The 24,816-nt window shown below is 60.6% G+C and carries 30 protein-coding genes; 10 read left to right on the top strand and 20 right to left on the bottom strand.

Features of this window, described 5'->3' with window-relative positions:
* The first annotated feature begins 164 nt into the window (after positions 1-164).
* The 7 genes from infA to ACX80X_RS09640 all read left to right on the top strand — a co-directional run bounded on the left by infA (position 165) and on the right by ACX80X_RS09640 (position 4,400).
* On the top strand, positions 165-386 hold the full coding sequence (gene infA, locus ACX80X_RS09670; RefSeq protein WP_009358723.1) for a translation initiation factor IF-1: 222 nt from the start codon (positions 165-167) through the stop codon (positions 384-386).
* A gap of 69 nt (positions 387-455) precedes the next feature.
* A complete protein-coding gene (gene rpmJ / locus ACX80X_RS09665) occupies positions 456-569 on the top strand; it encodes a 50S ribosomal protein L36 (protein ID WP_009358722.1) in 114 nt (37 codons plus the stop codon).
* 176 nt (positions 570-745) lie between these two features.
* A complete protein-coding gene (rpsM, locus tag ACX80X_RS09660) occupies positions 746-1,120 on the top strand; it encodes a 30S ribosomal protein S13 (protein WP_028275004.1) in 375 nt (124 codons plus the stop codon).
* A gap of 51 nt (positions 1,121-1,171) precedes the next feature.
* On the top strand, positions 1,172-1,573 hold the full coding sequence (gene rpsK, locus ACX80X_RS09655) for a 30S ribosomal protein S11 (protein ID WP_018769149.1): 402 nt from the start codon (positions 1,172-1,174) through the stop codon (positions 1,571-1,573).
* A gap of 132 nt (positions 1,574-1,705) precedes the next feature.
* Positions 1,706-2,716 (top strand): DNA-directed RNA polymerase subunit alpha, encoded by a 1,011-nt coding sequence (locus tag ACX80X_RS09650; protein WP_056344331.1) that lies wholly within the window; start codon positions 1,706-1,708, stop codon positions 2,714-2,716.
* A 77-nt stretch (positions 2,717-2,793) separates the two neighbouring features.
* Positions 2,794-3,474 (top strand): 50S ribosomal protein L17, sunset domain variant, encoded by a 681-nt coding sequence (rplQ, locus tag ACX80X_RS09645; RefSeq protein WP_459311873.1) that lies wholly within the window; start codon positions 2,794-2,796, stop codon positions 3,472-3,474.
* A 32-nt stretch (positions 3,475-3,506) separates the two neighbouring features.
* The gene (locus ACX80X_RS09640; RefSeq protein WP_459311871.1) at positions 3,507-4,400 is read left to right on the top strand and encodes a tRNA pseudouridine synthase A; all 894 of its coding nucleotides are present in this window, start codon (positions 3,507-3,509) and stop codon (positions 4,398-4,400) included.
* Positions 4,401-4,471: 71 nt separating this feature from the next.
* On the opposite strand, the gene ACX80X_RS09635 is transcribed toward ACX80X_RS09640, so the two are convergent.
* Positions 4,472-6,139 carry a sensor histidine kinase gene (locus ACX80X_RS09635; protein WP_459311869.1) on the bottom strand — a complete coding sequence of 556 codons (1,668 nt, stop codon included), beginning with the start codon at positions 6,137-6,139 and terminating at the stop codon, positions 4,472-4,474.
* Positions 6,140-6,391: 252 nt separating this feature from the next.
* Here ACX80X_RS09635 and ACX80X_RS09630 point away from each other — a divergent pair, with 252 nt between their 5' ends.
* The gene (locus ACX80X_RS09630) at positions 6,392-7,195 is read left to right on the top strand and encodes a response regulator transcription factor (RefSeq protein WP_459311867.1); all 804 of its coding nucleotides are present in this window, start codon (positions 6,392-6,394) and stop codon (positions 7,193-7,195) included.
* 4 nt (positions 7,196-7,199) lie between these two features.
* On the opposite strand, the gene ACX80X_RS09625 is transcribed toward ACX80X_RS09630, so the two are convergent.
* The 19 genes from ACX80X_RS09625 to ACX80X_RS09535 form a co-directional block, all read right to left on the bottom strand.
* On the bottom strand, positions 7,200-7,664 hold the full coding sequence (locus ACX80X_RS09625; protein ID WP_459308421.1) for an Hpt domain-containing protein: 465 nt from the start codon (positions 7,662-7,664) through the stop codon (positions 7,200-7,202).
* A 92-nt stretch (positions 7,665-7,756) separates the two neighbouring features.
* Entirely contained in the window at positions 7,757-8,641 is an 885-nt protein-coding gene (locus ACX80X_RS09620; RefSeq protein WP_459308535.1) for a type II secretion system F family protein, read from the bottom strand.
* Positions 8,642-8,648: 7 nt separating this feature from the next.
* Entirely contained in the window at positions 8,649-9,590 is a 942-nt protein-coding gene (locus tag ACX80X_RS09615) for a type II secretion system F family protein (protein WP_459311865.1), read from the bottom strand.
* Positions 9,587-11,104 carry a CpaF family protein gene (locus tag ACX80X_RS09610; RefSeq protein ID WP_459308425.1) on the bottom strand — a complete coding sequence of 506 codons (1,518 nt, stop codon included), beginning with the start codon at positions 11,102-11,104 and terminating at the stop codon, positions 9,587-9,589. The genes ACX80X_RS09615 and ACX80X_RS09610 overlap by 4 nt, the downstream gene beginning before the upstream one ends.
* Entirely contained in the window at positions 11,104-12,300 is a 1,197-nt protein-coding gene (locus ACX80X_RS09605; protein WP_459308427.1) for an AAA family ATPase, read from the bottom strand. The genes ACX80X_RS09610 and ACX80X_RS09605 overlap by 1 nt, the downstream gene beginning before the upstream one ends.
* Positions 12,297-13,055, bottom strand: coding sequence for a Flp pilus assembly protein CpaB (gene cpaB / locus ACX80X_RS09600; RefSeq protein ID WP_459308429.1), 759 nt, complete (start codon positions 13,053-13,055; stop codon positions 12,297-12,299). The genes ACX80X_RS09605 and cpaB overlap by 4 nt, the downstream gene beginning before the upstream one ends.
* A gap of 39 nt (positions 13,056-13,094) precedes the next feature.
* Entirely contained in the window at positions 13,095-14,132 is a 1,038-nt protein-coding gene (locus tag ACX80X_RS09595) for a pilus assembly protein TadG-related protein (protein WP_459311863.1), read from the bottom strand.
* The gene (locus ACX80X_RS09590; RefSeq protein ID WP_459308433.1) at positions 14,120-14,494 is read right to left on the bottom strand and encodes a TadE family protein; all 375 of its coding nucleotides are present in this window, start codon (positions 14,492-14,494) and stop codon (positions 14,120-14,122) included. The genes ACX80X_RS09595 and ACX80X_RS09590 overlap by 13 nt, the downstream gene beginning before the upstream one ends.
* Positions 14,495-14,652: 158 nt before the next feature.
* The gene (locus tag ACX80X_RS09585; RefSeq protein ID WP_459308435.1) at positions 14,653-14,844 is read right to left on the bottom strand and encodes a Flp family type IVb pilin; all 192 of its coding nucleotides are present in this window, start codon (positions 14,842-14,844) and stop codon (positions 14,653-14,655) included.
* A 261-nt stretch (positions 14,845-15,105) separates the two neighbouring features.
* Positions 15,106-15,984, bottom strand: a complete 879-nt coding sequence (locus ACX80X_RS09580; protein WP_459308437.1) for a type II secretion system F family protein — start codon at positions 15,982-15,984, stop codon at positions 15,106-15,108.
* Positions 15,985-15,993: 9 nt separating this feature from the next.
* Positions 15,994-16,935: a type II secretion system F family protein gene (locus ACX80X_RS09575; protein ID WP_459308439.1), complete on the bottom strand. Its 942-nt coding sequence runs from the start codon at positions 16,933-16,935 to the stop codon at positions 15,994-15,996.
* Between the two features lie 2 nt (positions 16,936-16,937).
* Complete coding sequence (locus ACX80X_RS09570) at positions 16,938-18,416, bottom strand: CpaF family protein (protein ID WP_459308441.1); 1,479 nt, start codon at positions 18,414-18,416, stop codon at positions 16,938-16,940.
* Positions 18,413-19,612: an AAA family ATPase gene (locus ACX80X_RS09565; protein WP_459308443.1), complete on the bottom strand. Its 1,200-nt coding sequence runs from the start codon at positions 19,610-19,612 to the stop codon at positions 18,413-18,415. The genes ACX80X_RS09570 and ACX80X_RS09565 overlap by 4 nt, the downstream gene beginning before the upstream one ends.
* Positions 19,612-20,109: an RcpC/CpaB family pilus assembly protein gene (locus tag ACX80X_RS09560; RefSeq protein WP_459311861.1), complete on the bottom strand. Its 498-nt coding sequence runs from the start codon at positions 20,107-20,109 to the stop codon at positions 19,612-19,614. Before ACX80X_RS09560 ends, ACX80X_RS09565 begins: the two co-directional genes overlap by 1 nt.
* Positions 20,110-20,388: 279 nt before the next feature.
* Positions 20,389-21,417 carry a pilus assembly protein TadG-related protein gene (locus ACX80X_RS09555; RefSeq protein ID WP_459311859.1) on the bottom strand — a complete coding sequence of 343 codons (1,029 nt, stop codon included), beginning with the start codon at positions 21,415-21,417 and terminating at the stop codon, positions 20,389-20,391.
* A gap of 11 nt (positions 21,418-21,428) precedes the next feature.
* Entirely contained in the window at positions 21,429-21,794 is a 366-nt protein-coding gene (locus ACX80X_RS09550) for a TadE/TadG family type IV pilus assembly protein (protein ID WP_459308449.1), read from the bottom strand.
* Positions 21,795-21,929: 135 nt separating this feature from the next.
* On the bottom strand, positions 21,930-22,124 hold the full coding sequence (locus ACX80X_RS09545) for a Flp family type IVb pilin (protein ID WP_459308451.1): 195 nt from the start codon (positions 22,122-22,124) through the stop codon (positions 21,930-21,932).
* Between the two features lie 96 nt (positions 22,125-22,220).
* A complete protein-coding gene (locus tag ACX80X_RS09540) occupies positions 22,221-22,412 on the bottom strand; it encodes a Flp family type IVb pilin (protein WP_459308453.1) in 192 nt (63 codons plus the stop codon).
* Positions 22,413-22,694: 282 nt separating this feature from the next.
* Entirely contained in the window at positions 22,695-23,360 is a 666-nt protein-coding gene (locus tag ACX80X_RS09535; protein ID WP_459308455.1) for a prepilin peptidase, read from the bottom strand.
* A 297-nt stretch (positions 23,361-23,657) separates the two neighbouring features.
* On the opposite strand from ACX80X_RS09535, the gene rplM reads away from it, so the two are divergent.
* Positions 23,658-24,101 carry a 50S ribosomal protein L13 gene (gene rplM / locus ACX80X_RS09530; protein ID WP_015937805.1) on the top strand — a complete coding sequence of 148 codons (444 nt, stop codon included), beginning with the start codon at positions 23,658-23,660 and terminating at the stop codon, positions 24,099-24,101.
* Between the two features lie 38 nt (positions 24,102-24,139).
* Positions 24,140-24,646, top strand: a complete 507-nt coding sequence (gene rpsI / locus ACX80X_RS09525) for a 30S ribosomal protein S9 (protein WP_056344277.1) — start codon at positions 24,140-24,142, stop codon at positions 24,644-24,646.
* The last annotated feature ends 170 nt before the right edge of the window (positions 24,647-24,816 follow it).

Here is a 24,816-nt window from a genome sequence, read left to right as displayed (position 1 = left end):
ATTTGGTTTGGACTTTCTACCCACTTACAGTAAAGTGGTTTGTTGGTTGTCTGCCCAGCTGTGCCCTGTTTGGGGCCGGAGGCGATAACCGATCCAACAAAAACGTTCGTGGTCATGTCCGGTGCAATCCGGCAGGGCTGCGGCAACAACAGTTAGCGGAGGCTATGGCCAAGAAGGACGGGGTCATTGAGATCGAAGGCGTTGTGACTGAGGCGCTGCCTAACGCGATGTTTCGCGTTGAGCTGACCAACAAGCACATCGTACTCGCGCACATCTCAGGCAAGATGCGCCAGCACTACATCAGGATTCTCCCAGAGGACCGGGTAGTGGTGGAACTGAGCCCTTATGACCTCACTCGGGGTCGTATCGTCTACCGCTACAAGTAAATTCTGGGCGGCCTCAGCATGAGCTGACGGCTGCTCCAGTTGACCAACTGCCACACGCAAAGGAATGCCATGAAGGTCAAGCCGAGCGTCAAGCAGATCTGCGAAAAGTGCAAAGTGATCCGCCGTAATGGCCGGGTCATGGTGATCTGCGAGAACCCGCGCCACAAGCAGCGCCAGGGCTAATTTCCCTCCTGAGGGAAATCCTGGGTTGCTAACCCACGCAAGTAAATAAAAGGCAGCACAAGCTGAACTGGGACGTATGGGCCCGGACAGCTAACCCCCGGTCGGAGGCTGGGGCCGCACAGAACGTGCGGGTGTACTGCCTACGACCTCCGGTTTATTCAAGGAGCACTGCCTCTATGGCTCGTCTCGCTGGCGTAGACATTCCCCGCGAAAAGCGGTTGGAAATTGCGCTTACTTACATCTACGGCGTGGGCAAGACCCGTGCACACGAAACCCTGGCTGCCACTGGCATCAGCGCTGACGTCCGCGTTAAGGACCTCACCGATGCCCAGCTGGTAGAACTTCGTGACTACATTGAAGGCAACTACAAGGTTGAGGGTGACCTTCGCCGCGAAGTAGCAGCTGATATCCGCCGCAAGGTTGAAATCGGCAGCTACGAAGGTATTCGCCACCGCAAGGGCCTGCCAGTGCGCGGACAGCGTACGAAGACGAACGCACGTACCCGTAAGGGTCCGAAGCGCACCGTTGCAGGCAAGAAGAAGGCTCGTTAAATCCCTCGGGATTGACTCGTCTTCCCCCAATAACTTTCTGTAGGAGAAAAAATGCCCCCGAAGACTCGTGGCGCGGTTCGCAAGCCGCGTAAGAAGGACAAAAAGAATATCGCGCTTGGCCAGGCGCACATCAAGAGCACTTTTAACAACACCATCGTGTCCATCACGGACCCGAACGGCGCTGTTATCTCTTGGGCTTCCTCAGGTGAGGTTGGCTTCAAGGGCTCACGCAAGTCCACCCCGTTCGCAGCCCAGATGGCTGCCGAAGCTGCTGCCAAGCGTGCGCAGGAGCACGGCATGCGCAAGGTTGACGTTTTCGTCAAGGGACCGGGTTCCGGACGCGAGACCGCAATCCGCTCGCTGCAGGCCGCTGGCCTGGAGGTTGGCTCCATTCAGGACGTCACCCCCGCAGCGCACAACGGCTGCCGTCCGCCGAAGCGCCGCCGCGTCTAAGGCTTTTCCAGCAGCTTGAGCTTGCCCGGACCGTCAATGGTCCGGGCAAGCCCAGCCGCGTTAAGTCTTCAGACCGAATTTCCACCACCTGTGTTGCGTCATATAGCGGATGCTCGCCGAAAGGAAACCTAAGTGCTCATTGCACAGCGCCCCACCCTCTCCGAAGAGGTAGTCTCCGATAACCGCTCGCGTTTCATCATTGAACCGCTGGAACCGGGCTTCGGCTACACCCTCGGAAACTCCCTCCGCCGTACCCTGCTCTCCTCCATCCCCGGTGCCGCTGTAACCAGCATCCGGATCGATGGCGTGCTGCACGAGTTCACCACGGTTCCGGGTGTCAAGGAAGATGTCACTGAGATCATCCTGAACATCAAGAGCCTGTCGGTTTCCTCCGAGCACGATGAGCCGGTTGTGGCTTACCTGCGCAAGCAGGGCCCCGGAGTCGTCACCGCCGCGGACATCGCTCCGCCGGCCGGCGTCGAATTCCACAACCCGGATCTGCACATTGCCACGCTGAACTCGAAGGGCAAGTTCGAACTCGAACTGACCATCGAGCGCGGCCGCGGCTACGTTTCGGCAGCTCAGAACAAGTCCGGCGACTCCGAGATCGGCCGTATCCCGGTCGACTCGATCTACTCGCCGGTACTGAAGGTTACTTTCCGCGTGGAAGCAACCCGTGTTGAGCAGCGCACCGACTTCGACAAGCTCATTGTCGACGTCGAGACCAAGCAGGCCATCGCCCCGCGCGATGCTGTTGCTTCCGCAGGTACCACCCTGGTGGAACTCTTCGGTCTTGCCCGCGAGCTGAACACCGCAGCTGAAGGTATCGAGATTGGCCCGTCGCCGACGGATGCTGCCCTGGCAGCAGACATGGCACTGCCGATCGAGGATCTGGACCTCACCGTCCGTTCCTACAACTGCCTCAAGCGTGAGGGCATCCACACCGTGGGTGAACTCGTTGCACGCTCCGAGGCTGACCTCATGGACATCCGTAACTTCGGTGCGAAGTCCATTGACGAGGTCAAGGCAAAGCTGGTTGAACTGGGCCTGTCCCTCAAGGACTCGCCTCCCGGTTTTGACCTCGCAGCACGCGCCGCAGCAATTGAAGAGGACGACGCCGCTTTCGGCGACGACGAACTCTAACAAACAGATCTTGGCCGGCTGGCTGGATGCACCACGGTGTGCGCAGCCCACTGGCTTCCATATGAGGAGAAACTATTATGCCTACCCCCGCTAAGGGTCCGCGCCTCGGAGGCGGAGCGGCTCACGAGCGTCTTATGCTCGCGAACCTGTCCGCCGCACTGTTCGAGCACAAGCGGATCACCACCACGGTGACCAAGGCCAAGCGACTGAAGCCGTACGCCGAGCGTCTGGTGACTTTCGCCAAGCGTGGCGACCTGGCTTCCCGCCGCCGTGTACTCGGCCTGATCAGCAACAAGGGCATCGTCCACGAGCTGTTCACCGACATTGCACAGGCAGTGGAGAACCGCAACGGCGGCTACACCCGCATCACCAAGATCGGCAACCGTAAGGGCGACAACGCTCCCATGGCTGTCATCGAACTGGTTCTCGAGCCGGTTTCCGCCAAGCAGGCCGTTGTGGCCGAGGCTACCCAGGCTACCCAGGCTGCCGCCAAGGCTGCTCCGGTTGCTGAAGAAGCTCCGGTTGCTGAAGCTGCTGAAGCCAAGTACGCCGGCTCCAAGCCTGCTACGGCTGACAACGTTGCCCCTGAGGGCTTCGAGGTCAAGGGCAACGAGGACTCCATGAAGTACCACGTTCCCGGCTCACGCTGGTACGACGCCACGGTTGCTGAAGTCTGGTTCGACTCTGCCGAGTCCGCCGCAGCCGCAGGCTTCGTGCCTGCCGGTGGCGAAGCTGCTCAGGCCGTCGAAGCTGAGTAATCAGGCTCTGACGCTCCAGTAGACTTATGTCTATGAACGACCAAAAACCCGCTGCCCCCGTTTTGGGGGGCGGCGGGTTTTTGCGTGTCCGGTTTGATTTATCGTACGACGGCGGCCCCTTCAATGGGTGGGCAGTGCAGCCGGGATTGCGGACCGTCCAAGGGATCCTGGAAGAGGCGCTGGCGCTGTTGATCCGCCGGCCTATCCGGGTCACGGTGGCGGGGCGTACCGACGCGGGCGTGCACGCCCGCGGCCAGGTGGTCCACCTGGACCTGACCGAGGCCGAGTGGCTGAAGCTGCCGCGCGGGCACGAACTGGATCCCGCCGTCGCGTTCTTACGGCGGATTCGTGGCGCCCTCAGCCGGGGGCTGGGCGACCTGACCGGGTCCATCGAGGTTCATCTGGTGTCCTTGGCGCCCGTGGGGTTCGATGCCAGGTTCTCGGCTCTCTGGCGGCGGTACAGCTACCGCATCGCTGACGGTCCTGCCCTTTGGGATCCGCTCGAACGGTACTTCACGCTCTGGCACCAATGCCCCCTAGACGTGGACCTGCTGAACGAAGGTGCAGCGCAGCTGCTGGGGCTGCAGAACTTCCTGTCCTACTGCAAGCCGCGGGAGGGTGCCACCACCGTCCGCGAGCTGCAGCGGTTCGAATTCCACCGCGGTGAGGACGGCGTTATTGTGGCCACCGTCCAGGCCGATGCTTTCTGCCACAACATGGTGCGGTCCCTGGTTGGTTCGGCGCTGTTCGTGGGGGAGGGCATCGAGGAGCCGGGGTGGCTGCATGAGCGGCTGCTGGCCAAGAAGCGCGACGCCAAATCCGTCCTGGCTGCCCCGCACCCTCTGGTCCTTGAGGAGGTGGCCTATCCGTCCGACGACGAGATGCTGGCCCGCGCCGAGCTGACAAGGGCAGTCCGCAAGCACTAGTCCGCTCCGGTGGTCGAGCTCCGACCCATCGACTGCTCCGTGAGCGCCCTTTTGGGCCTCGAAAAGGGCTTCTACGGAGCAATCGATGAAGGGGTGGGCAGGGTCATGGTGAATGTGCTGCCGCCGCCCAGGGCACTGGCGCAGGCGATGGCACCGCCGTGGCGTTCCAGGATGGTTTTGGTGATGGATAGGCCCAGCCCGGCTCCCGGGATGGCTGCGTCCCGGGCCGATTCGGCGCGGAAGAACCGGCTGAAAACCTTGGCCGCATCCTCCGGCGCCATGCCCATGCCGGTGTCGCGGACAACAAGCTTGACCCAGTCCTCGGTGCCGGCTGCGCTGATGGTCACAGTGCCGCCGTCGGGGGAGTACTTGATGGCGTTCGAGACCAGATTGTCCAGTGCCTGGCCGATCCGCAGCGGGTCGGCGTATGCCCAGAGCGGGGAGGGAACATCGGCCACGAGGGCTACGGCTGACCGCTCCGCGTGCGCCTGGGCTGAGCCGATGCTGGTCTCGACGAGGCCGGAAATGTCCGTGCGTTTCGGGTGGACGTTCAGGGCGGCGGACGCCTCGAGCGTCAGGTCCGAGACCAGGGCAAGCAGCCGTTCGGAGTTGCGCTGCACCACGTCCAGGCGTTGGAACGTGAGGGCGGAGAGCCCGTCGCTGTCCTCGAGGACCAGGTCGATGTTGCCCAGGATGGAATTCAGCGGCGACCGGAATTCGTGGGACACGTTCGAGACAAGTTCCTCGTTCGCGGCCATGGCTTCAACCAGCCCCGTCACGTCGCTGTAGACGACCACCGCTCCGGTGAGGCGGCCGTCGTCGTCCATTAAGGGCCTGGCGGCTGTGGACACAGCGCGCTGCTGCGGGACATCGCCGATCCAGACGAGATAGTCCGCGAACGATTCACCCTCGATGGCGCGCTGGAGGGGACGCTTGTCCGGCGGGAGTGGAGTCACTTTGTCCTGGGCGAAGACCCGCTGTTCGCTGTGGTCGGCAGGCACGACGCCGGCGGGTGCTGCAGCCTGCTGCCACCGGCGCATCATGTTGTTGGCCAGCAGCTGGTCACCGTTCGAATCGACGGCAACAATGCCGACGTCGGTGGCGTCCAGGATGGTCATCAGGAGTTTCTCGCGTTCCCGGCTCGCGGCGAGCAGCTCCCGCAGTTCCTCGCCCATGGCCTGCAGCTCGCGCTGCTGGACGCGCATATTGACGCTGGCGAACCGGATTGCGAGCGAGACGGCGAGCATCATGAGTGGGAATAGGATCAGTGAAGTGATATCCGCTGCCGTGAGGTTGGGGAGTTTTCCAACCGTTGACGGGAGCATGATCAGCAGTGGCCCTACTGCGCTGAGCACGAGGCTTGTGCGGACCATGATGCCGGAAGCGGCCAGCCAGATGACCGGAAAGACGACCAGAATTGCCAGGCCCGGCAGAAGGGGCGCGGCTCCGTTGCGCAGCAGCGCGATCGCCAGCAGGTCAAGAACCGGAATTAACAGGTAGGAGCTATGGTGCAGGCGCTCCCAGGGAGTGAGGAAACAGGCCACGAAAAGAATGAGATGAAGGGCGATTGCAGCCATGTAGAGGGGACTGACCAGCAGAGATGGCCAGGTGAAGGGTGTCATCACGCCGAGGATGGTGACAATGAGCGACAGCGGAAGCTGGCACAAAGCAACCTGGGTCCGGGGGCCAAGTTTTTTGAAATAGAGCGCCACCGCCCGGGGCGAGGGACGTATGGGCATAGAATCTCCACCTTTTCTGACGGCCCCCATTCCGTCCCCAATGAATTGATGCAACCGAATATCTGAAGGCTGACGCGGTCTATCTTCAGAATCCGGATATGCATGTGTTGTCATGGTAATTGACTTTCCAAAACTAAACGCGGGAAGGCGTGTCATCCGACGTTCATACTTGTACCGTATAGAGAGTTGGAGTGGATGAGGGATTGGCGCTGGGCTGATGGGGGCCTCTTCCACCTGGCATCGGGGATAGACATGGAAGATATTGGGGTAGCAGTAGTAATCGAGGACGACGCCGATGTGCGGAACCTCCTTGAGGGGATCCTCCGTCAGGCCGGGTTTGAGGTCCATACCGCCGCCGAGGGGCGGGAGGGCGTTGAGGTGGTGCGACATAACAAGGCCCAGGTGGTCACGCTGGACATCGGCCTTCCGGACATTGACGGTTTTGAGGTCCTGCGGCGCATCCGGAATTTCAGTGATGCCTATGTAGTAATGCTGACCGGCCGGACCGAGGAACCCGATCTGCTCTCGGCCCTGAACGCCGGTGCGGACGACTACATTGCGAAGCCCTTCAGGCCGCGTGAACTTCGGGCCAGGGTGGCGGCCATGATGCGCAGGCCGCGCCATGAGGTCGCCAGTCCACCCCAGGCGGCTACATGGGCCGAGCCTCCGGCCGCGCCGGCGAGCTTCACCCACACGGGAGTTCTCCAGCACAACGGGCTCATTCTGAACTACCGGACCCGCACGGTGGTGATTGGAGAGGTCAACCTTGGGCTCACGCGCAGCGAGTTCGACCTCCTGCACACTTTGCTCCGCGGCGAGGGGGAGGTGTGTACGCGGTCCGATCTGGTGCGAGCAGTCCGCGGTGACCTTTACGAGCCGGATGCCTATATCAGTGAGGCCGACGAACGGGCTGTTGAGGTCCACGTCGGCAACCTGCGCCGTAAGCTCCGGGAGGATCCGCAGTCACCGCGCTGGCTTCAGACTGTGCGGGGAGTGGGCTACCGGCTCGCACCAACAAGGACCGACCTGCAGGGCTGGCCGGGGGCTGGTCACTGAAGGGTTAGTCGTTTTTCAGGATGTAGTTCGTCTGGAGTTCTGAGACTGTATGCACTCCGTGCTCGGCCAGCGTTGCCAGCAGTGCCTGGCCTTGGACGAAGTCGCTGCGGCGGATGGCATCCTCCAGTGCTTGAGCCAGGACTGACAAACGGATCCCGCCCACCATGGCTGAAGCGATCCGCAGGCTGATGACGGCGTCCAAAGCAATGGGGCGGTCCTCGGTGTGGACCGCTGCCGCCAGCCGGCTGAAGCGCTGGTCCCACAAAGACGCGTAATCGCGGGCGAATCCAAGGGCAAGTTCGGGGCCGTCCAGTTCTGCTTCCAGCTCTGCCAGGATGTCCGGTTCGACCCAGCGCGCTGGCTCTTCGCCCATCATCGGCAGGCCAGCGCCCACGCCCGCAGCAGCCCCCGCAGCCGACGGTTCGGCAGGGACACCCCCGCTGCTGGAGGTGAGTCGTGGACTATCCATGCTTCAAGGCTACTTTCTGTAGTTACTTGTGAGTCCGTTTTGAGTAGAACCTGTGGAAACCTTGAGTCATCCTTGACTTGACGTATCTGCCGTCATTGCCCGCTGAATGTGACAACCGCGTTGATAACCGCCGGCCCCAGAATGGCGATGAAGAGCACGGGAAAAATAAAGAACAGCAGGGGAAAAAGGATCATTACGGGGAGTTTCATGGCCTTTTCCTCGGCACGTTGGCGGCGTTTTACGCGCATCACCTTGGCCTGGATCCGCAGCACCCGGCTGATGGCGATGCCATAGGTATCTGCCTGGACCACTGCCTGGACAAAGCTCCTCAGCTCCGGGATGTTGGTCCGCTCGGCCAGTGCCTGGTACGACTCACGCCGGCTGCGGCCCACCTGCATGTCCTGCAGGGTGCGGACCAGTTCGTCGGCCAGTGGCCCATTGCCGTTTTCGCCGGCGCGGGCCATGGCCCCTTCGAACCCAAGGCCCGCCTCCACCGAGATCAGCATCTGGTCCAGGGTGTTGGCCAGTTCCAGCTGCATGGCCTTCTGGCGCTCCATGCCCTTGCTGTAGAGCATCAGGTCCGGGATGAAATAACCCAGGAAGAGCAGGAAGATGCCCGCGAGCTTCATGATGGGCGTGCTGCCGACGGCGCTCAGGTAAAGGCCGAGGGATGCGCCGGCTATGCCAAGGGCAATCTTGGCGGCAAGAACCTTTTCCAGCGGCATCGATACCGGCCGTCCTGCCAGCGAAAGGAGCCTGTCTAGGAATGCGACGTAAGCGGGCGGAGTCAGCCGCCGCCCGATGGATTCGAGCAAGCCTGTCTTGGGCTCGGGTACTGAGCCTGAGAGTGCGGCGCCACGGCTGAGGAGCTCGGCGGTTACTACCCGGCCCTTCGGATCGGCTGTCAGGACTGACCAGGCCATCGCGGCCACGGGAACGCAGACCAGGACCACGGAGAGGAGTATCAGGGGGTTCATCATGTCCTCAAAACTTCAGGTCGATGATCTTGCGCATCCACAGCGAGCCGATGGTCATAAGGACAAACGAGGCACCCAGCATGGCCCAGCCCAAGGGATGGCTGAACATTGGATTCATGTAGCCGGGGTTCAGTGTCATGAGCATAAGCACAATGCCGAACGGCATGGCAATGAGAATGTAGGCGGAGAACTTTCCTTCCGCGGCAAGCGCCTTGATATGGCCCTTGATCTCGCCTCGTTCCCGGATGGTCTCGTTCACTTGGTCCAGGACCTCCGCGAGGTTGCCGCCCACCTCGCGGTTGATCTGGATTGCTTGGGAGACCCACACGAAGTCCTCGTTCTTCATCCGGAGAGCGGTGTCGTTGAGGGCTGCCAGCAGGTCACGGCCAAGGCTCGTCTCAGTGATCACACGCCGCATCTCTTCCGACGTCGGTTTCTGCGACTCCGCCGCGGCTGCGTCGATCGCGCGGAGGATACTGTGACCTGCGCGCAGTCCGCCGGAGAGGAGCTGAAGCGAATCGCCAAGCTGGGCATCAAACTTAGCCCGCCGCTTCCCCGCCAGATAATTCAGCACGAGATGCCCTACGAAGGGCGACAGCATCGCCAGAAGCAACCCTATGAGGGGCCCGACGGTCACGATGCCTACGAGGAATCCCACACAAGCGCCGGCCGCCACCAGAATGAAGAACTCTGCCTGGCTCAACCGGAGACCGGCGTTTTCAAGCTGCGCACGGGAGAAGAGCTGAACGGTGCGTCCCCCTAACATCCGCTCGAAGGAGGCCACGGCAGAGGCCGCGAGGCGCGTCAACGTGGTCGGCGGGTTCGTTTCGAACGGACGACGGCGGTCCATCGGCACCTCGGGGGTGCCGGGGGCCAGTACCGCGAGGCTGAGGAGGCTGATCGCCGCCAGCAGGACGACGATCCCCACGTACAGTGTCACGATGGTCATTTCGCGACCGGGGAGAGAGAACCGGCAAACACCGCCGGTGAGACGTGGATGCCGAGATCTTCGAACCGGTCAATGAACCGCGGCCGGATGCCGGTGGCGACCGGCTTGCCGAGGAACCGGCCGTGGGCGTCCACCCCCGCAGAGTAATCGAACACGAACGCGTCCTGGAGTGTCACGATGTCCCCTTCCATGCCCTGAACCTCAGTCACATGAGTGATGCGCCGGGACCCATCCCGCAGGCGCGAGATCTGGACAATAAGGTTCACGGCGGACGCGATCTGTTCACGGATGGCCCGCAACGGCAGGTCCATGCCGGCCATAAGCACCAGCGTTTCCAGACGGGCGACGGCGTCGCGGGGCGAGTTGGAGTGCACCGTGGAAAGAGACCCATCGTGGCCAGTGTTCATGGCCTGCAGCATGTCAAGGGATTCACCACCGCGGACCTCACCCACCACGATGCGATCCGGCCGCATACGCAGGGAGTTGCGCAGCAATTCGCGGATGGTCACCTCGCCTTTGCCTTCCGTGTTGGGCGGACGGCTTTCAAGCCTGACCACGTGCTGCTGCTGGATCTGCAGCTCCACGGCGTCCTCGATGGTCACGATCCGCTCGTCTCCCGGAAGGAACGAGGACAGGACATTAAGCAGCGTGGTCTTGCCGGTTCCGGTGCCGCCGGACACGATGATGTTCAGCTTGGCTTTCACGCACGCGTCCAGCAGTTCAGCCATCTCCGGGGTCAGTGTGCCGAAGTCAATCAGGTTGCGGACCGTAAGGGGTACCTTGCTGAATTTTCGGATCGTCAGCGATGATCCGCCAACGGCCAGGGGCGGGATGACGGCGTTGACGCGTGAGCCGTCCTCGAGCCGGGCATCCACCAGCGGGGACGACTCGTCGATCCGGCGCCCCACCTTGGACACGATGCGCTCAATGACCTTGCGCAGGTGCTCCTCAGAGCTGAAGCGCGATTCGGTAAGGATGAGCTTGCCTTTGCGTTCCACGTAGATCTGGTCCATCCGGTTGACCATGATTTCCGTGACGGCCGGATCGTCCAGCAACCGCTGCAGCGGGCCATAACCGAGGACGTCGTCGGCGACATCGCGGACCAGCCGGATGCGTTCCTCCGCGGACAGCGGAACCTGTTCCGCATCAATGATCTTGGTGAGCTCTTCCTTAGCAGTGCTCCGGAGCTCGTGTTCTGTCACTGACGTATCGTTGAACCGCGTACCCATCCGTTCAAAGAGGGCGTTCGCGGCACGCAGTTTCATCGCAGCAAAGACATCCACCGGTTTTGACTTGGGTGTCTGGGCCGCCGGTTCCGATGCAGTGGCTGGTGAAGGTACGACCGCGGCTGGGTGCAATCCAGCGGATTCCTCCACCCTCGTCGCGGACACCGCACGCTGGGGTACGGTGGTGCGGACCGGCGTCGTGCCTTTGACGGCAGGGCTCACGGGGAGCGCAGGGTGCGCGGCCTGGTTCCTGTCCTGGACTGCGTTGATCCGGTCGGAGAGTTTCATTAGATGACCACCCTTCGGTGAAGCTTGCGCTGGGCCTGGGTCCGCCAAGCGGGGTTGAAGCGTTCAACCAGCTGCTTGAGGCTTTTGACAGCGGGATCCTTTTTGGATTCCTGCAGGACGGGGATGCCCCGATTGGTGGAAAGCGCAACGGCGCGGGAACGCGGGATGCTGATGTCCACGGGAGCGCCGATGGTGGACTCGACGTCCTGGACGGTCAGGCCTGCTTTAGCATCAGCCATGTTCAGGACTACATGCCGTGACTCTGGCGTGATTTCCAATTGCCGGAGGACTTCCAAGCCGGACCGCAGGCCGCGGAGGCTGGGGATGTCCATGGCACTCACCCACACCACATCGGTGCACTGTTCCATGGCCGCAATCCCGATCTCGGGGAGACCGGGTGCGGTGTCCAGGACCACGTACTGGAACTCCCTGGCCAGCTGCTCAAGCAAGTGCGTGATCTGATCGGGCGTGATGTGGTCTGCATCCACCGGGGTTGGCGGCGCACAGAGAGCGTAGATACCGGCCGGATGGACGGTCAGGAAGGCCTTAAGGACAAGGGAGTCCTGCGCTGCGGCCGGTGTCACGGCGTCCGTGATGGTGTGCTCGGGATTGAGGTACAGGCCGGAGGCGACATCGCCGAACTGGAGGTCCAGGTCAACGATGACAACGCTCATGGGTGCGATCTGGCCAAGCCCGATGGCGATGTTAGTGGCAAGGGTGGTCTTGCCCACGCCACCCTTGGGGGAGAATACTCCGACCACCAGTCCCTTGCCGGCATTTTCGGCCGGCGGTGCATCCAGAGTGCGGTTTCGGGTCGCGAAGGACTGGCAGGCATGTTCCAGTAGGACGCGAATCTCGGCGGCATCGGCGCTGGGGCTCATAATGTCCCGGATACCCGCGCGCATTGCGTGGAGAAGGACGGACGGATCGGCATCGCTGACGAGGACGATACTGAGCCCCGGCAGCTGGACGTCGAAGACCTTTGCAAAACGCAACGCTTCATCAGCGGAAACATCCGGCCCGATGATGAGAACCTCGGGCTGCTCCTGGTTGAGGAGGGCAAAGAGTTCCTGCGGGCCGGCTGGGAGGATGTCCGAGGCGATGGTCTGCACCGTGCCCCGGATTCCGTTCGCTACGGCCTGGCGAATTTTGCGGTCGAAATCTGTGTTGGGGGAGAGGAGGACAAAGCGGCTCACTTGTGCACCACTTCCTTGCGCTCGATGCGGGGTCCGTTGTCCTGGGCGTCAAGAGGTTCCTTGGTGAGCCAGATGCGGCCGAACTCGGAGGCGAAAACGATCTTGCCGGCGTCGACGTCGTTGACCGCGACGGTGAGCATGAGCGAGCCCTCCGGAAGGGTGGTGTCCTGCGGGTCGGGTGCGCCTTCCGCAGGCTTTTCGGCTGGCGTGGTCTGCGGCGCGCGCTGGACTGCAGTGACCAGAGCCTTGTGGACCGTTAGCTGTGTAGTTTCATCTTCGGGTTTGGCCTTGAAGGCTCCCTTCTCGAACGAGAGGAAAAACCCGACGTGGTCGCCGACGTCGATGCGTCCTCCGACAACCCTCTTCGGCTCCACTTCGAAGGAGACTTCCTGGAAGCCGGCCGGGACTTTCAGGGCGCCCTCACGTTTGACTTGTTCCGGGGCGACGAGCCGTTCGGCGAGAAGCTGCTCACCCGGGACGAGGGGTACGGCACTGACAGTGCCGGCGGAGTTGTCCAGGTTGCTGAGCGCAGTGTCGGCGACGCCGGCGGCGGGAACCTGCTCGATGACGAGAGAGGCGGCCATCTCGTTAACGGGGGTTCCGGCGGGAATTGCTGCCTTGACCACGAGGACGTTCACTGGCTCCATCGTCGCCATGGCACGCTGGTCGGCCCCCTGCGCATAGAAGATGATGAGAAGTGCGCCCACGATCGCCAACGCAATCGCAGCCGTTCCTGCCAGCAGTCGAGACTTCACTTTTTACTCCTGGGTTGGGGATCGGCGGGTGCGAGTGGACTATAGGGTCATGCGGGCGATGGTGGCGCCGTATTCGTCCACGGGCCCGAGAGTGTAACCATCCGCGAGGGACACATACTTGACGAAGCTGCCGATAACTCCGCGGCACTCGCCCTTGCATTCGGTCGCGGTGGTGACGCCCGTTGTCGTAGATCCCTCACTTTGGAACTCGTAGGGCAAACCCGTGCTGCCGCTAAACTTCCAGCCGGTTACCTTGTAAGCGGCAAATGACACCATTCCGTAAATGGCACCGGCACCGGTTCCGGTGACCTTATTGAAAACGGGCAGGAGGATGATGACGTCGCGCCCGGCTGTTATTTCACTCGCCCAGCGGTTGAGCTCGGTTGAGCAGTTTCCAGGAGCGTTGTTGCCGGGGTCGCTGCCGCCTTCACTAACCGCGAGGTCAATGGTGCCGCCGCAGGCGCCTGTGTCCTGGACTAACCAGCCGAAACCGCCCTGCACTGCTGCTCCGGACGGGCCGTAGTTGCAGTCCGCGTTGGCGTTCTTGCCGTGTTCCTGGAGCAACTGCAGCCCGGCGCCGATGTTGTCCTTAACCTGGCAAATGGAAAATGCGAGGGGGAAGGCGGTGCGTCCAGCCTTTGGGCTTCCCCAAACGGCGGAGGACCGTGCGCCGACCTCTTTGGTGGGCACTCCCAAGATGTCCGCGAAGAAGAGGGACACCGAGTTATCCACGCCGCCGGCTTCCTTCGCGGACGTGGTCACCGATACGGTCCGGGCGGTCTTATCGAGTGCAATAGAGTGGACCGTGCTCATGCCATCGAGGGCGTTCTGGTTGGCGAGACTGGTGGCGAGCGTCGACGTCGTGGAACAAGATTCACTGCTGGCCTGGCGGGCGCATTTCTGGGCCAGTGCAATGGCGGAGGCGTCCGCGCCGCTTTGCAGCTGCGCGCGTTCTGAGTAAATGACGCCCACGTCGACGGCGATCGCCACGAAGCCGAGGAGAGTCACCATGAGGATTGCAATGATGACGCTGAGGGCGCCGCGCTCGTTTTCGTTGTTCCCGGTCAGCCGCCGCACAGCATAACTCCCTTGCCTGTCATCGGGAAGGGGCCCGCGATGCCGGTGATGGTGGACAAGTTGTACTTGATGGTGAGGGTGACCTGGCTCCCCGTGCTGCAAACATCAGTGCTCAAGGTGATGTCTGAATCCGAGATCGTTGTGCTGACCGACGCTGCAGCGTTCTTGGCTGCTGCCTTGGCGGCAACGGGGTCATTGGCAATCGCCATGACCCGCACTCCTTCTCGGCCCGCGTTCGTGAGAGTGATCTGGGAGTTGTAGGCCCGGCCGAATTCTATGGTTCCAAGGACAAGCAGGAGGAGCACAGGAAGCAGTATCGCGAACTCAACGGCCGCTGCCCCGCGTTCGGATGGCTCGAGCATTCTCTGCGTGCCTCTCTTGTCTTCTGGTCAACCGCGTGTGTTCGAACAGCGAAAACAGGTTGTGCGGCGCAGGTTTAGGACTGCACCGCACAACGGTTTTGAGTGGGTTACGTCGCCGGGCCAGATGCCACATATTGATACATGGGAACGACGACGGCTTAGATTGCGACGTTCACCTTGTCGAAGAGCGCGTCGAGGTTTGTGCCCAAAAGGCTCACAGCTACGATGATGACGACGGCGATGAGGCCAACCATGATGCCGTATTCGACAGCAGTTGCACCCTTCTCGTTATCGAGGCGGTTCTTGAGTTTGAAACCGAGTGTCTGAAGGGTGGCGATAAGAGAAAGCATTTCGTACTCCTGAGCGAGTCGGATGGCTGGCCCTGCACCAGCTCTAGAACGAAGTTAGCAACCCTTGATACAACGTTGATCGGATCTCGCTACATCCTGCGCAAAGGCTTCTACAGCTGCGTATTTCCTTCACTTACTCTGCGACTTTTCTGCGGTGATGCTTGGAATCGACACCGTGAGGGCGCGCAAACGGACCCCCTCGGTTCTGGGTGCCGAGGGGGTCCGGTATTGGGGCGCCGGGTGGCGCTTGGGGAGTGACGCCTAGCTGAAGGCTTCGATGATCTTGATCGCGGCCGGTCCTAGGAGAACGATGAACAGAACGGGGAAGATGCACAAAAGGAGGGGAAAGAGGACCTTCACCGGCAGCTTCATTGCCTTTTCTTCGGCCCGCTGGCGCCGCTTTACGCGTGCCTGTTTGGCCTGAGTCCGCAGGACTCTTGCAATTCCAATCCCATATTTGTCCGCCTGCACCACTGCTCGCACGAAGCTGCGGAGATCCTGAACGGAAGAACGATCTGCCATCGCCTCGTAGGATTCCTGGCGAGGGCGTCCTACCTGAATGTCCTGCAGCGTGCGCATGAGTTCCTGGGCCAGGGCTCCACCCCCGTAGCCTCCGGCCCTTGCCATTGCAGCTTCGAAGCCCAACCCGGCCTCCACTGAAATGAGCATCTGATCCAAGGTGTTAGGTAGCTCTTGCTCAATATCCTTTTGGCGCTTTATGCCTTTGTTGTAGATCAGCAAGTCAGGCACGAAGTAAAAGAACGCCGTGAGGAAGAGTCCCCAACCGATGTTCTGCGGCGTCGGAGCCTTGGAGTACAGGAGCAGTCCGAAGGCTGCTCCGGCCAGCGCTAGCAAGGGTTTTGCAATAACCAGCCTGTCCAGTGGCATGGATGTGGGTCGCCCGGCCAAGGACAGCCAGCGGTCGAGCTTGGCTTCGTAGCCCGCCGGCGTCAGTCTTTTGGAAAGATCCAACAAAACCGGGGCGCGCTGCGCGGACACGCTGCCTTCCTGCACGAAACCCTGTGACAGGTTACTTTGAACGGCCAGGAGTGCTTTCCTGTCCGAACTGACGAGCGCCCATACAAGGTAAGACGAAGGCACTATTACGAGTGAAATAAGTAGCAAGGCTATAGGTGTCATTTGGTCCCCCTAGAACTTGATCTTGACGACGCGGCTCATCCAGAGGCCGCCAACCGCGAACATCAGCAAGCCTCCGACAAGCATCACTAGGCCGATAGGATGCTCAACAAATACGTTCAGGTATCCAGGGTTGATGAAGGCGAGTATCACGGCCACTCCAACTGGCATGGCCATCAGGACATAAGCAGACATCTTTCCTTCTGCGCTCAAGGAGCGAATCTGGCCTTTGATCTCACTGCGTTCCCGTATGGTTCCCGCAACCTGCTCTAGCACTTCCGCCAGATCACCGCCGACTTCGCGATTGATCTGGATGGCCTGCGAGATCCACCGAAAATCCTCGCTGTCCATGCGATCGGCCACATCGTCGAAGGCCTGACGCGCGTCCTTGCCGATCCGGGTTTCGTTCACGATACGTAGGAATTCCTCCGAAGTGGGTGCGTCAGCTTCTTGGGCAGCGGCCTCGACGGAGCGCAGGACGCTATGTCCCACACGCAACCCACCGATGAGCATTTGGATCGTGTCGGTGAGTTGAGCTTCAAACCTAGCCCGTCGTTTGTCCCTGAGGACACTGAGTCCGACTTTTGCCAGGAATGGCGTCGCGACGCCGAGCAAGATGCCGGTTATGGGATGTGTTATCAAAGCTCCGAAGGCGGCCACCAGGATCGAGGCCACGGCCACGGCCACGGTGAAGTCAGCCGGCGCCATCTTCACGCCCGCGTTATAGAGTACTTCCCGGTTGTACGGACCTCCTGAATCACCGATCACACCTTCCACTGCCGTAACAGCAGACTGGGACATCCTTGACACTGTGGACTGGTCTGGCTGCGTACTCGGGCGCCGTCGGTCCGCGGGGATTGATCCGTAGCGGGGCTTGAAGACGACGAAGATCACCAGAACCAGGGCGATGAGGCAAAGCGCAACCGCCAGGACGAAAACGATGGGAGTATCCACACCTATCGCCTCCCTATAGGTGCCACTGCAGCTCCAAATACCGCAGGAGAAACCCCAATCCCAAGCTCAGAGAATCGATCCAGGAATCGCGGGCGTATGCCGGTGGGAACTGGTTTCCCGAGGAAGCGCCCCTGTGCGTCCATTCCCGCGGAATAGTCGAAGAGGAAGGCATCCTGCAACGTGACGATCTCGCCTTCCATCCCCTGGACCTCGGTCACATGAGTGACGCGCCTGGACCCATCCCGCAGGCGGGTGACTTGAACAATCAGGTCCACGGCCGATGACACTTGTTCCCGAATGGCGCGAAGTGGCAGGTCCATCCCCGCCATCAGCACCAGGGTCTCCAAGCGAGCGATCGCATCCCGGGGAGAATTGGCGTGGACGGTTGACAATGAGCCGTCGTGACCGGTGTTCATTGCCTGGAGCATGTCCAACGACTCTCCGCCACGAACTTCACCGACGATAATGCGGTCCGGGCGCATACGAAGAGAGTTACGCACGAGATCGCGGATGCCGACTGCGCCCTTGCCCTCAATGTTCGGCGGCCGGCTTTCCAGACGGACTACGTGCTCCTGCTGCAGTTGCAACTCGACAGCATCTTCTATGGTCACGATGCGGTCATCCTCAGGGATGAACGAGGACAGCACATTGAGCAGCGTAGTTTTGCCCGTGCCTGTTCCGCCCGAGACGATGATATTCAGACGCGCCCGCACACAGGCGCTGAGCAACTCGGCCATGTCCGGTGTAATGGAGCCCCAATCGATCAGGTTCTGGACCGTCAAAGGCACATGGCTGAACTTTCGGATGGTGAGGGACGGCCCGTTGACGGCGAGTGGCGGGATTATCGCGTTGACGCGGGAGCCATCCTCAAGCCGGGCATCAACCAGCGGCGAACTTTCGTCGATTCGGCGCCCAACCCGCGACACGATCCGTTCGATGACAGTCCTGAGGTGGTCGTCGGAGCTGAAGCGCGAACCCGTCAATGTGATGTGTCCGTGACGTTCGACGTAGATCTGGTCGAATCGGTTGACCATTATTTCTGTGACGGACGGATCTTCCAGCAGACGCTGCAGGGGGCCGTAGCCCATCACCTCGTCCGCAATCTCGCGGATCAGCCGCCGCCGCTCTTCAGGAGACAACGGAACCTGTTCCTGGTCGATGACTGTTGAAAGTTCCTCCACCGCTTTGGCGCGAAGTCCATCCTCGGATGACGTCGCATCACCGAAGCGGGTGCCCATGCGCTCAAACAGGGCCTGCGCGGCCCGTTGCTTGAGGCCAGCGAGGGCATCTACAGCAGGTGCTGGGTTCCCCCCACCAGGGGACGCCGACGTCGACAACATTCCGAGAACCGGGGATGGCGACGATGGTGCCGGGAGCGAGAACGGGACTGGAGCAGCTACGGGCGGCTCAGTCTCGGGTCCGGACGGCGTGGACACCTCAACGTTATTGCTTATCTTGGAAAGGCGATCTGACAGTTTCACGAGACAACCACCCGTCGGTGCAGCTTATTGTGTGTGGAAGAAACCCACGCCGGATCGAACCGATCCACCAGTTTCTTGAGGCCTTTGGAGGCTGAATCCCTTGTGTTGCTCTGGAGTATTGGTACGCCGCGATTCGTTGAAAATGGAAGCGTCCGGGAGCGGGGAATCACTGCATCAATTGGCACGCCAATCGTTGCTTCAACATCCTGGACTGATATGCCACTCTTCCGGTCGGCAAAATTCAATACAGTGTGACGGCCCTGGGGGAGAAGCTGAAGTTCTCTCAACACTCCAAAGCACTTATGGAGGCCACGGATACTGGGCACGTCCATCCCGCATACCCAGACTCCGTCCGTGGCCAGCTCCAGTGTGGCCAGGCAATGCTCGCCGAGTCCTGGGGCAGTGTCCACCACTACGTACTTGAACTCGCTGGCCAGCTGATTGATGAGGCGGCTGACGTGGTCCGCCGTGATGTAGTCCGACTCCGCTGGCGTTCTGGGTCCACACAAGGCATAGATCCCTGCAGGATGGACGGTAAGGAACGCCTTCAACACCATGGAGTCCTGTGACGCGGCCCCGTGAACTGCCTCGGTGATCGAGTGTTCCGGTTCCAGAAGCAGGCCCGAAGCAACGTCACCAAACTGAAGGTCCAAATCGACTATGACCACACTCATCGGAGCTACTTTGCCCAGACCGATGGCCAGATTTGTGGCAACGGTGGTTTTGCCAACGCCGCCCTTGGGCGACATCACCGCTATAACCCTTCCACGATCCTGGCCTCCCTCAGCCGCAGGACCCATGCCGCGGCGCCGACTGGCAGATGCAAGACAGGCCCGCTCCAGGAGTACCCGGAGTTCGTTGACGCCGATCTCTGATGTGACAACGTCCCTTATTCCGGAGTGCATCGCGCGCAGTACCAGGTCGGGGTTGGGTTCTGCGATGAGAAGAAGGCTGATCTCGGGATACTGAAGGTCGAATACCGTTGCCAGCTTCAATGCATCGTCAGAGGTGACTCCTGGGCCGAGGATAAGTACCTCAGGCGGTGCCCCGTTGAGTTGCTTGAAAACATCGTCGGGACCGCCCGACAGTACCTCAGGAGAGAGGGTCTGCAACTCCCCGTGGAGCGCCCCCGTGATTGCCTGGCGAACACGTCCTTCAAAATCGCGGACTGCGGTGATAGCCACAAAGCGGCTCATCAGTACAGACCACCGAAAGTTGTGACAGGGGGATCCGTCTTAGCTGTGGTGTCGGTTTGCTTGGCGAGCCAGAGGGTTCCGAATTCAGCACCGAAGACCAGTTTTGCTGCGTCTGCGTCACTCCTGGCGACGGTGATGAAGGCCGAACCGTTTGGCATCTCGACCGTCTTCTCCGTGGAGCTTGAACCGGTGCTGTTCTTCGTCTCGGTTGCCGCTTTTTGTACAGCTGTGACAAGGACGTCGTGGAAAAGAAGTCCTGTGGACGGTTGGTCTCCGCTATCGAACGATGAATAGACAGTGACCGTGTCGCCAGCATCCACTCTGCCGCCAAGGATACGTTCCGGAGCAAGCAGGAAAGTAACTTCTTCCATTCCTTCCGGCACCGGCACTGTACCCGGCACCAGGTCGCGGGGATCCACGAGGCGCGCGGCCAGCAATTGCTCTCCTGGCTCAAGGCCAGCGGAGGTGACCTTCCCGTCCTGGCCATCCAACGTCACGAGAGCGCCTTCCGGCACGGCCGATTTCGGCAGGGCCTCGGTCTTGACCTTTCCCGCGAGGTCCGAGATTTTCGTTCCAAGAGGAACGCGTTCCGTAACGACGAGGACGTTTACAGGTTCAAGCCCTTCTTGGGCGCGGGCTGCCGCGCCTTGTACGTAAACAAAGAGGAGAACGGCTCCAACTACTGCCAGCAGTAATGCGGCTAAGCCTCCCAGTAGGCGTGTTTTCACTTCAGTAACTCCTTCATAGATGTGTTGGATGAGAGAAACTACATTCCGTTATTCGGTGAGAGCCACCACGGTTCCTCCGTAGTTGGGACCGCCACCGGTCGAAAGGGAGTACTCCCCGAGAGAAACGAAGCGGGCGAAAAAGCCCTGGAGGCCTCGGCAGTTGCCTGTGCAGCTCGGGGCGGCCGGGTCGACGTGGGTGACTGAGGGGCCGCCAAACTTGTAACCCGTTACTTGAAAGGCGGCGAAGCCTATTAGCGAATAGACGGTGTTGTTGCCGTTGCCCGAATTGGAATCGAAGAGTGGAATCAACGCAGGCTCGTCCATGATGTTGGCCAGGATGGCATCGCACTCATGTTCCGTTGGAAAGTGGTTTCCGGGCTGACCGTCAACGTCGGAATTAAGGTCAATGTCCGCCGAACAGCCACGAGAAACCTCCAACCATCCGAAGCCGCCAGGTCGGTATCCGTTTTCTGCGGCACACCCGGGGACCACTGGCGCCCTTTCGTCGTACCGCAGCAGAATGTGGGTTGCGGAGGGATCTCCAGTGAAATCCCCCGTGGAGTCCAATTCTGCGAGCTGGCTCGCGGAGAGCTGCTTTCTAAAGACGCACTCACTGACAGTCCATGGCAACGTGGAACCAGCGTTCGGTGGGCCCCAGGAAGCTTCAGCGACGGCGGTGATCTCCGCAGTGTCGATGCCCATGACACGGGCAAAGAAGAGTGAAAAGTGATCATCGCCGGAGCCAGCCTCACGGGCGTTCGTTTCGACGCGGACCGTGTTGGCGTCTGGGAACGTTATGGCTGCGATTCCGCTGGAACTGTCGTTGGCGTTACCGTTGGCCAAGTCGTTGCCTGTTGCCATGAAATCGCCGCAGTCCCCGTTCGCACAGTCGTCGGCGACCGCCAGGGCAGAAAAGTCGGCGCCGTTTTGCAGCTGCGCTCTTTCTGAGTACATCGCCCCCACGTCCACAGCAAGGGCCGCCATGCCCAGGAGCGCCACCATGAGCACGGCGACCATGACGGTTGCCGCGCCCTTCTGGGAGTCTTGAATCTTGCTTGAAGACTTTGTGTTCGACAAAGAGTGCCGGGTTAGCCACCGCATCTCATCACCCCTACTCCAGTCAATGTCAATGGGAAGATGCCAGGGGCACCGAAGAAGCCGGCATCTAGAAAGCCGGTGAGTGACGGCAAGGTCACGTTGGTAGTTACCTGCACGTCAGAACTTGAGGGGCAGCCGCTTGCGTTGTCCGCGACCGCTACGCCTAGATCCTGGAGTGAGGGCGCTGCTGCGAGTACCGCACCTTCTACGTCCAGGGTTGCTTTGTTGTAGTGGATGGCCGCGTGGCGCGTGCCCTCGCGTGCCCCATGGGTGAGGGAGACTTGGACGTTGTAAGCCCGGCCGAACTCTATGATTCCTAAGAGGATCAGCAGCAGCAGTGGAAGGACAATTGCCATCTCCACTGCTACAGCGCCTCTTTCTTTCGTACTTGACTTCACGTCGGTCTCCCAGAATGCCCAGTAAGAATTTCGACAATGGATTGGCGGGCTCTGGTGGCTCCCTTATTGGCCACCACCAGAGCCGCTGCACTGCTAGATGGCGTTGGAAACTGAAGTGAAGAGGCCGGCGATCTGCGGACCCAGGATGATGACTGCGGCCATGACCAGGACGGCGATAAAGGCGACCATGATGCCGTACTCAACCATGGTTGCGCCTTTTTCGTCGGCGCTGAGCCGGGCCTTGGCGGTGTGAAAAACGGAACTGATAGTGGCGATGAAAGCGTTCATTTCTTCTTCCCCTTACATACATGTAGGAAGGTCCTGGGCCGGCGGTGAGAACGAAGGTCAGCGATTCCGCTGTTCGTCCACCGCCGGCGTCGGAGCCTAAAGGGCGTTTGATACCCGAGTGAAGAGGCCGGCGATCTGCGGACCCAGGATGATGACTGCAGCCATCACGACGACGGCGATAAAGGCGACCATGATGCCGTACTCAACCATGGTTGCGCCTTTTTCTGACGTGAGTCGGTTCTTGACGCCGGCAATGAAAGCAGTCATTGAGACCATAAGAGAAGTCATTTTAAGAATCCTTAATTCGATGAAATTGATTGGGATATTTTTTTCAACGAATTTCCAGCTGCCCCCATAATTCCTTAGCGGCTGGACTTCGCTAAGAAAAGATTGGCACCGGCGTAACGCGGGCAACAATGCGTAGTAGTACTCGACTTTCCGAAGGGTGTCTTGAGCGCGTACTCGAAACCCCCGCGCCAGTACTCACATAAACGGCATTAACGCCCAGTCCTCCACTTGGATTTACTTCGAGTGCAACAGGGAGGATTAGCGTGCTGCAGGGACCCCGGACTAGAGCAAAAAGACTGCGACGCCCGCGGTTGCAGCGAGCATGGAGGGACCGTGAGCCACTTCTGAGGCCCGTTCAACACGGTTCTTGCGCACTACGAGCAAGGTGACAACGCCGTTCAGTACGAACCCCAGCAGGCCGCCGTACAGCAGTTGCGTCCAACCTAGGTACCCCAAGTAGAGCCCGATCGGTCCTGCCAGCTTGACGTCACCCATTCCAATGCCGCCGGGGGAGATAAGGGCCAGAATCAGGTAGATCGCGAACAAAATTGCAGCGCCGGCCGCTGCTCGAAGGATGTTGGCCCACTGTAATTCGGCAAGAAGGGAGGCTAGGAATAACGAAAGGCCACCCAAAAGCAGGAATAGAACGAGTGGATTCGGCAGCAAATGAAGCGAGATGTCAATTCTTGCCAATTGGACACCCAGAACGGCAAGAAAGATAAACGCCGGCAGCCAGGGCTCAGCCCCAAACCTCAGTGTGAAGGCGGCGCAGACTATGGAGGTGATGATCGCCGTCGTGATCCTGGTACGGATCGCAGGCAGTCCGCCGAGGCGGGGGAGGAGCCTGGCAATGGCCAGCTCGGCCAGGGGTGAAAGAATGAGTCCCAGGAGTGCGATCCCGGCCACCAGCAGCGGGCCGGCCGGACCGGCATTGTCCAAAGAAATCACTGAGTTCCCCCGCTTTTGTCAGGCCGGAGTGTGGCGACGGAGCATCCGGCTACCCCATTTTGACCCTGGGGCCCGGTTCAAGCTAACATTGGTAGTCGTTGTGCGTGTCCTTTCTCGATGATGCGTGCCCGCTTGAGAATCCGGTTGCAGGATAACTACTCAAAGGGCACATTCGGGACCTCAGGATGACTGGTTACATGGAGCCCTCACCTCTGTTCCGGTAGCGCATAGATAGTAGGTGCACACGCTTGAGTGACACCTAAACAAGAACGCCAGAACAAGAACGAGGCAAAAACCGTGCGTACGTACACCCCGAAGCCCGGCGATATCAACCGCCAGTGGCACGTCATTGACGCCACAGACGTTGTCCTTGGTCGTCTCGCGAGCCAGACCGCAATCCTGCTGCGCGGCAAGCACAAGGCCACCTTTGCGTCCCACATGGACATGGGCGACTTCGTCATCATCATCAACGCTGAGAAGGTAGCCCTGACCGGCGCCAAGCTGGAGCAGAAGCGCGCATACCGCCACTCCGGCTACCCGGGCGGCCTGACCTCCGTCAACTACGCGGAACTCCTGGAATCCAACCCGGTCCGCGCCGTTGAGAAGGCCATCAAGGGCATGCTCCCGAAGAACTCCCTCGCTGCACAGCAGCTGGGCAAGCTGAAGGTGTACCGCGGTGCAGAGCACCCGCACGCCGCCCAGCAGCCCAAGACGTTCGAAATTACCCAGGTCGCCCAGTAGTCCTGGCCACCAAACAACTTATCTATACAAGGAGAATCGTGGCTCAGAACGAAGAGACCACCGAGGCCGTTGTGGCTGAGGAAAACCCGACCAGCTACACCTCGGAGAGCGGTCCTGCAGAAGCAGAAGCGCCGAAGAAGGAACGCCCGGCACTGACCGTCGCCGGCGCCGCAGTTGGCCGACGCAAGGAAGCTGTTGCCCGCGTACGCATCGTACCCGGCACCGGCAAGTGGACCATCAACGGCCGCGCGCTGGACAACTACTTCCCGAACAAGCTGCATCAGCAGGATGTCAACGAGCCCTTCAAGATCCTAGATCTTGACGGCGCCTACGACGTCATTGCCCGCATCCACGGTGGCGGCATCTCCGGCCAGGCCGGTGCCCTGCGCCTCGGCATCGCCCGTTCACTGAACGAGATCGACACCGAGAACAACCGCGCCACCCTGAAGAAGGCCGGTTACCTGCGCCGTGACGCACGCGTCATCGAGCGTAAGAAGGCCGGTCTTAAGAAGGCCCGCAAGGCTCAGCAGTACTCCAAGCGCTAAACCCGCTTATACAGAAGCCCGTCCCGCCATTGGTGGGGCGGGCTTCTGCGCGTATGCTCCGAAAACGGGCCCTTCGTCCCTAAGCGTGGTTGGGTGATTTCTTCCGGTAGGGGCGGTGGCCTCCTGCTGCGAGTAGGTTTCTGATTCTGTAGTTTTCGAAGTTACGGAAT

It is taken from the genome of Pseudarthrobacter sp. MDT3-1 (assembly GCF_054510755.1).
This window is presented reverse-complemented; position numbering and strand designations above follow the sequence as displayed.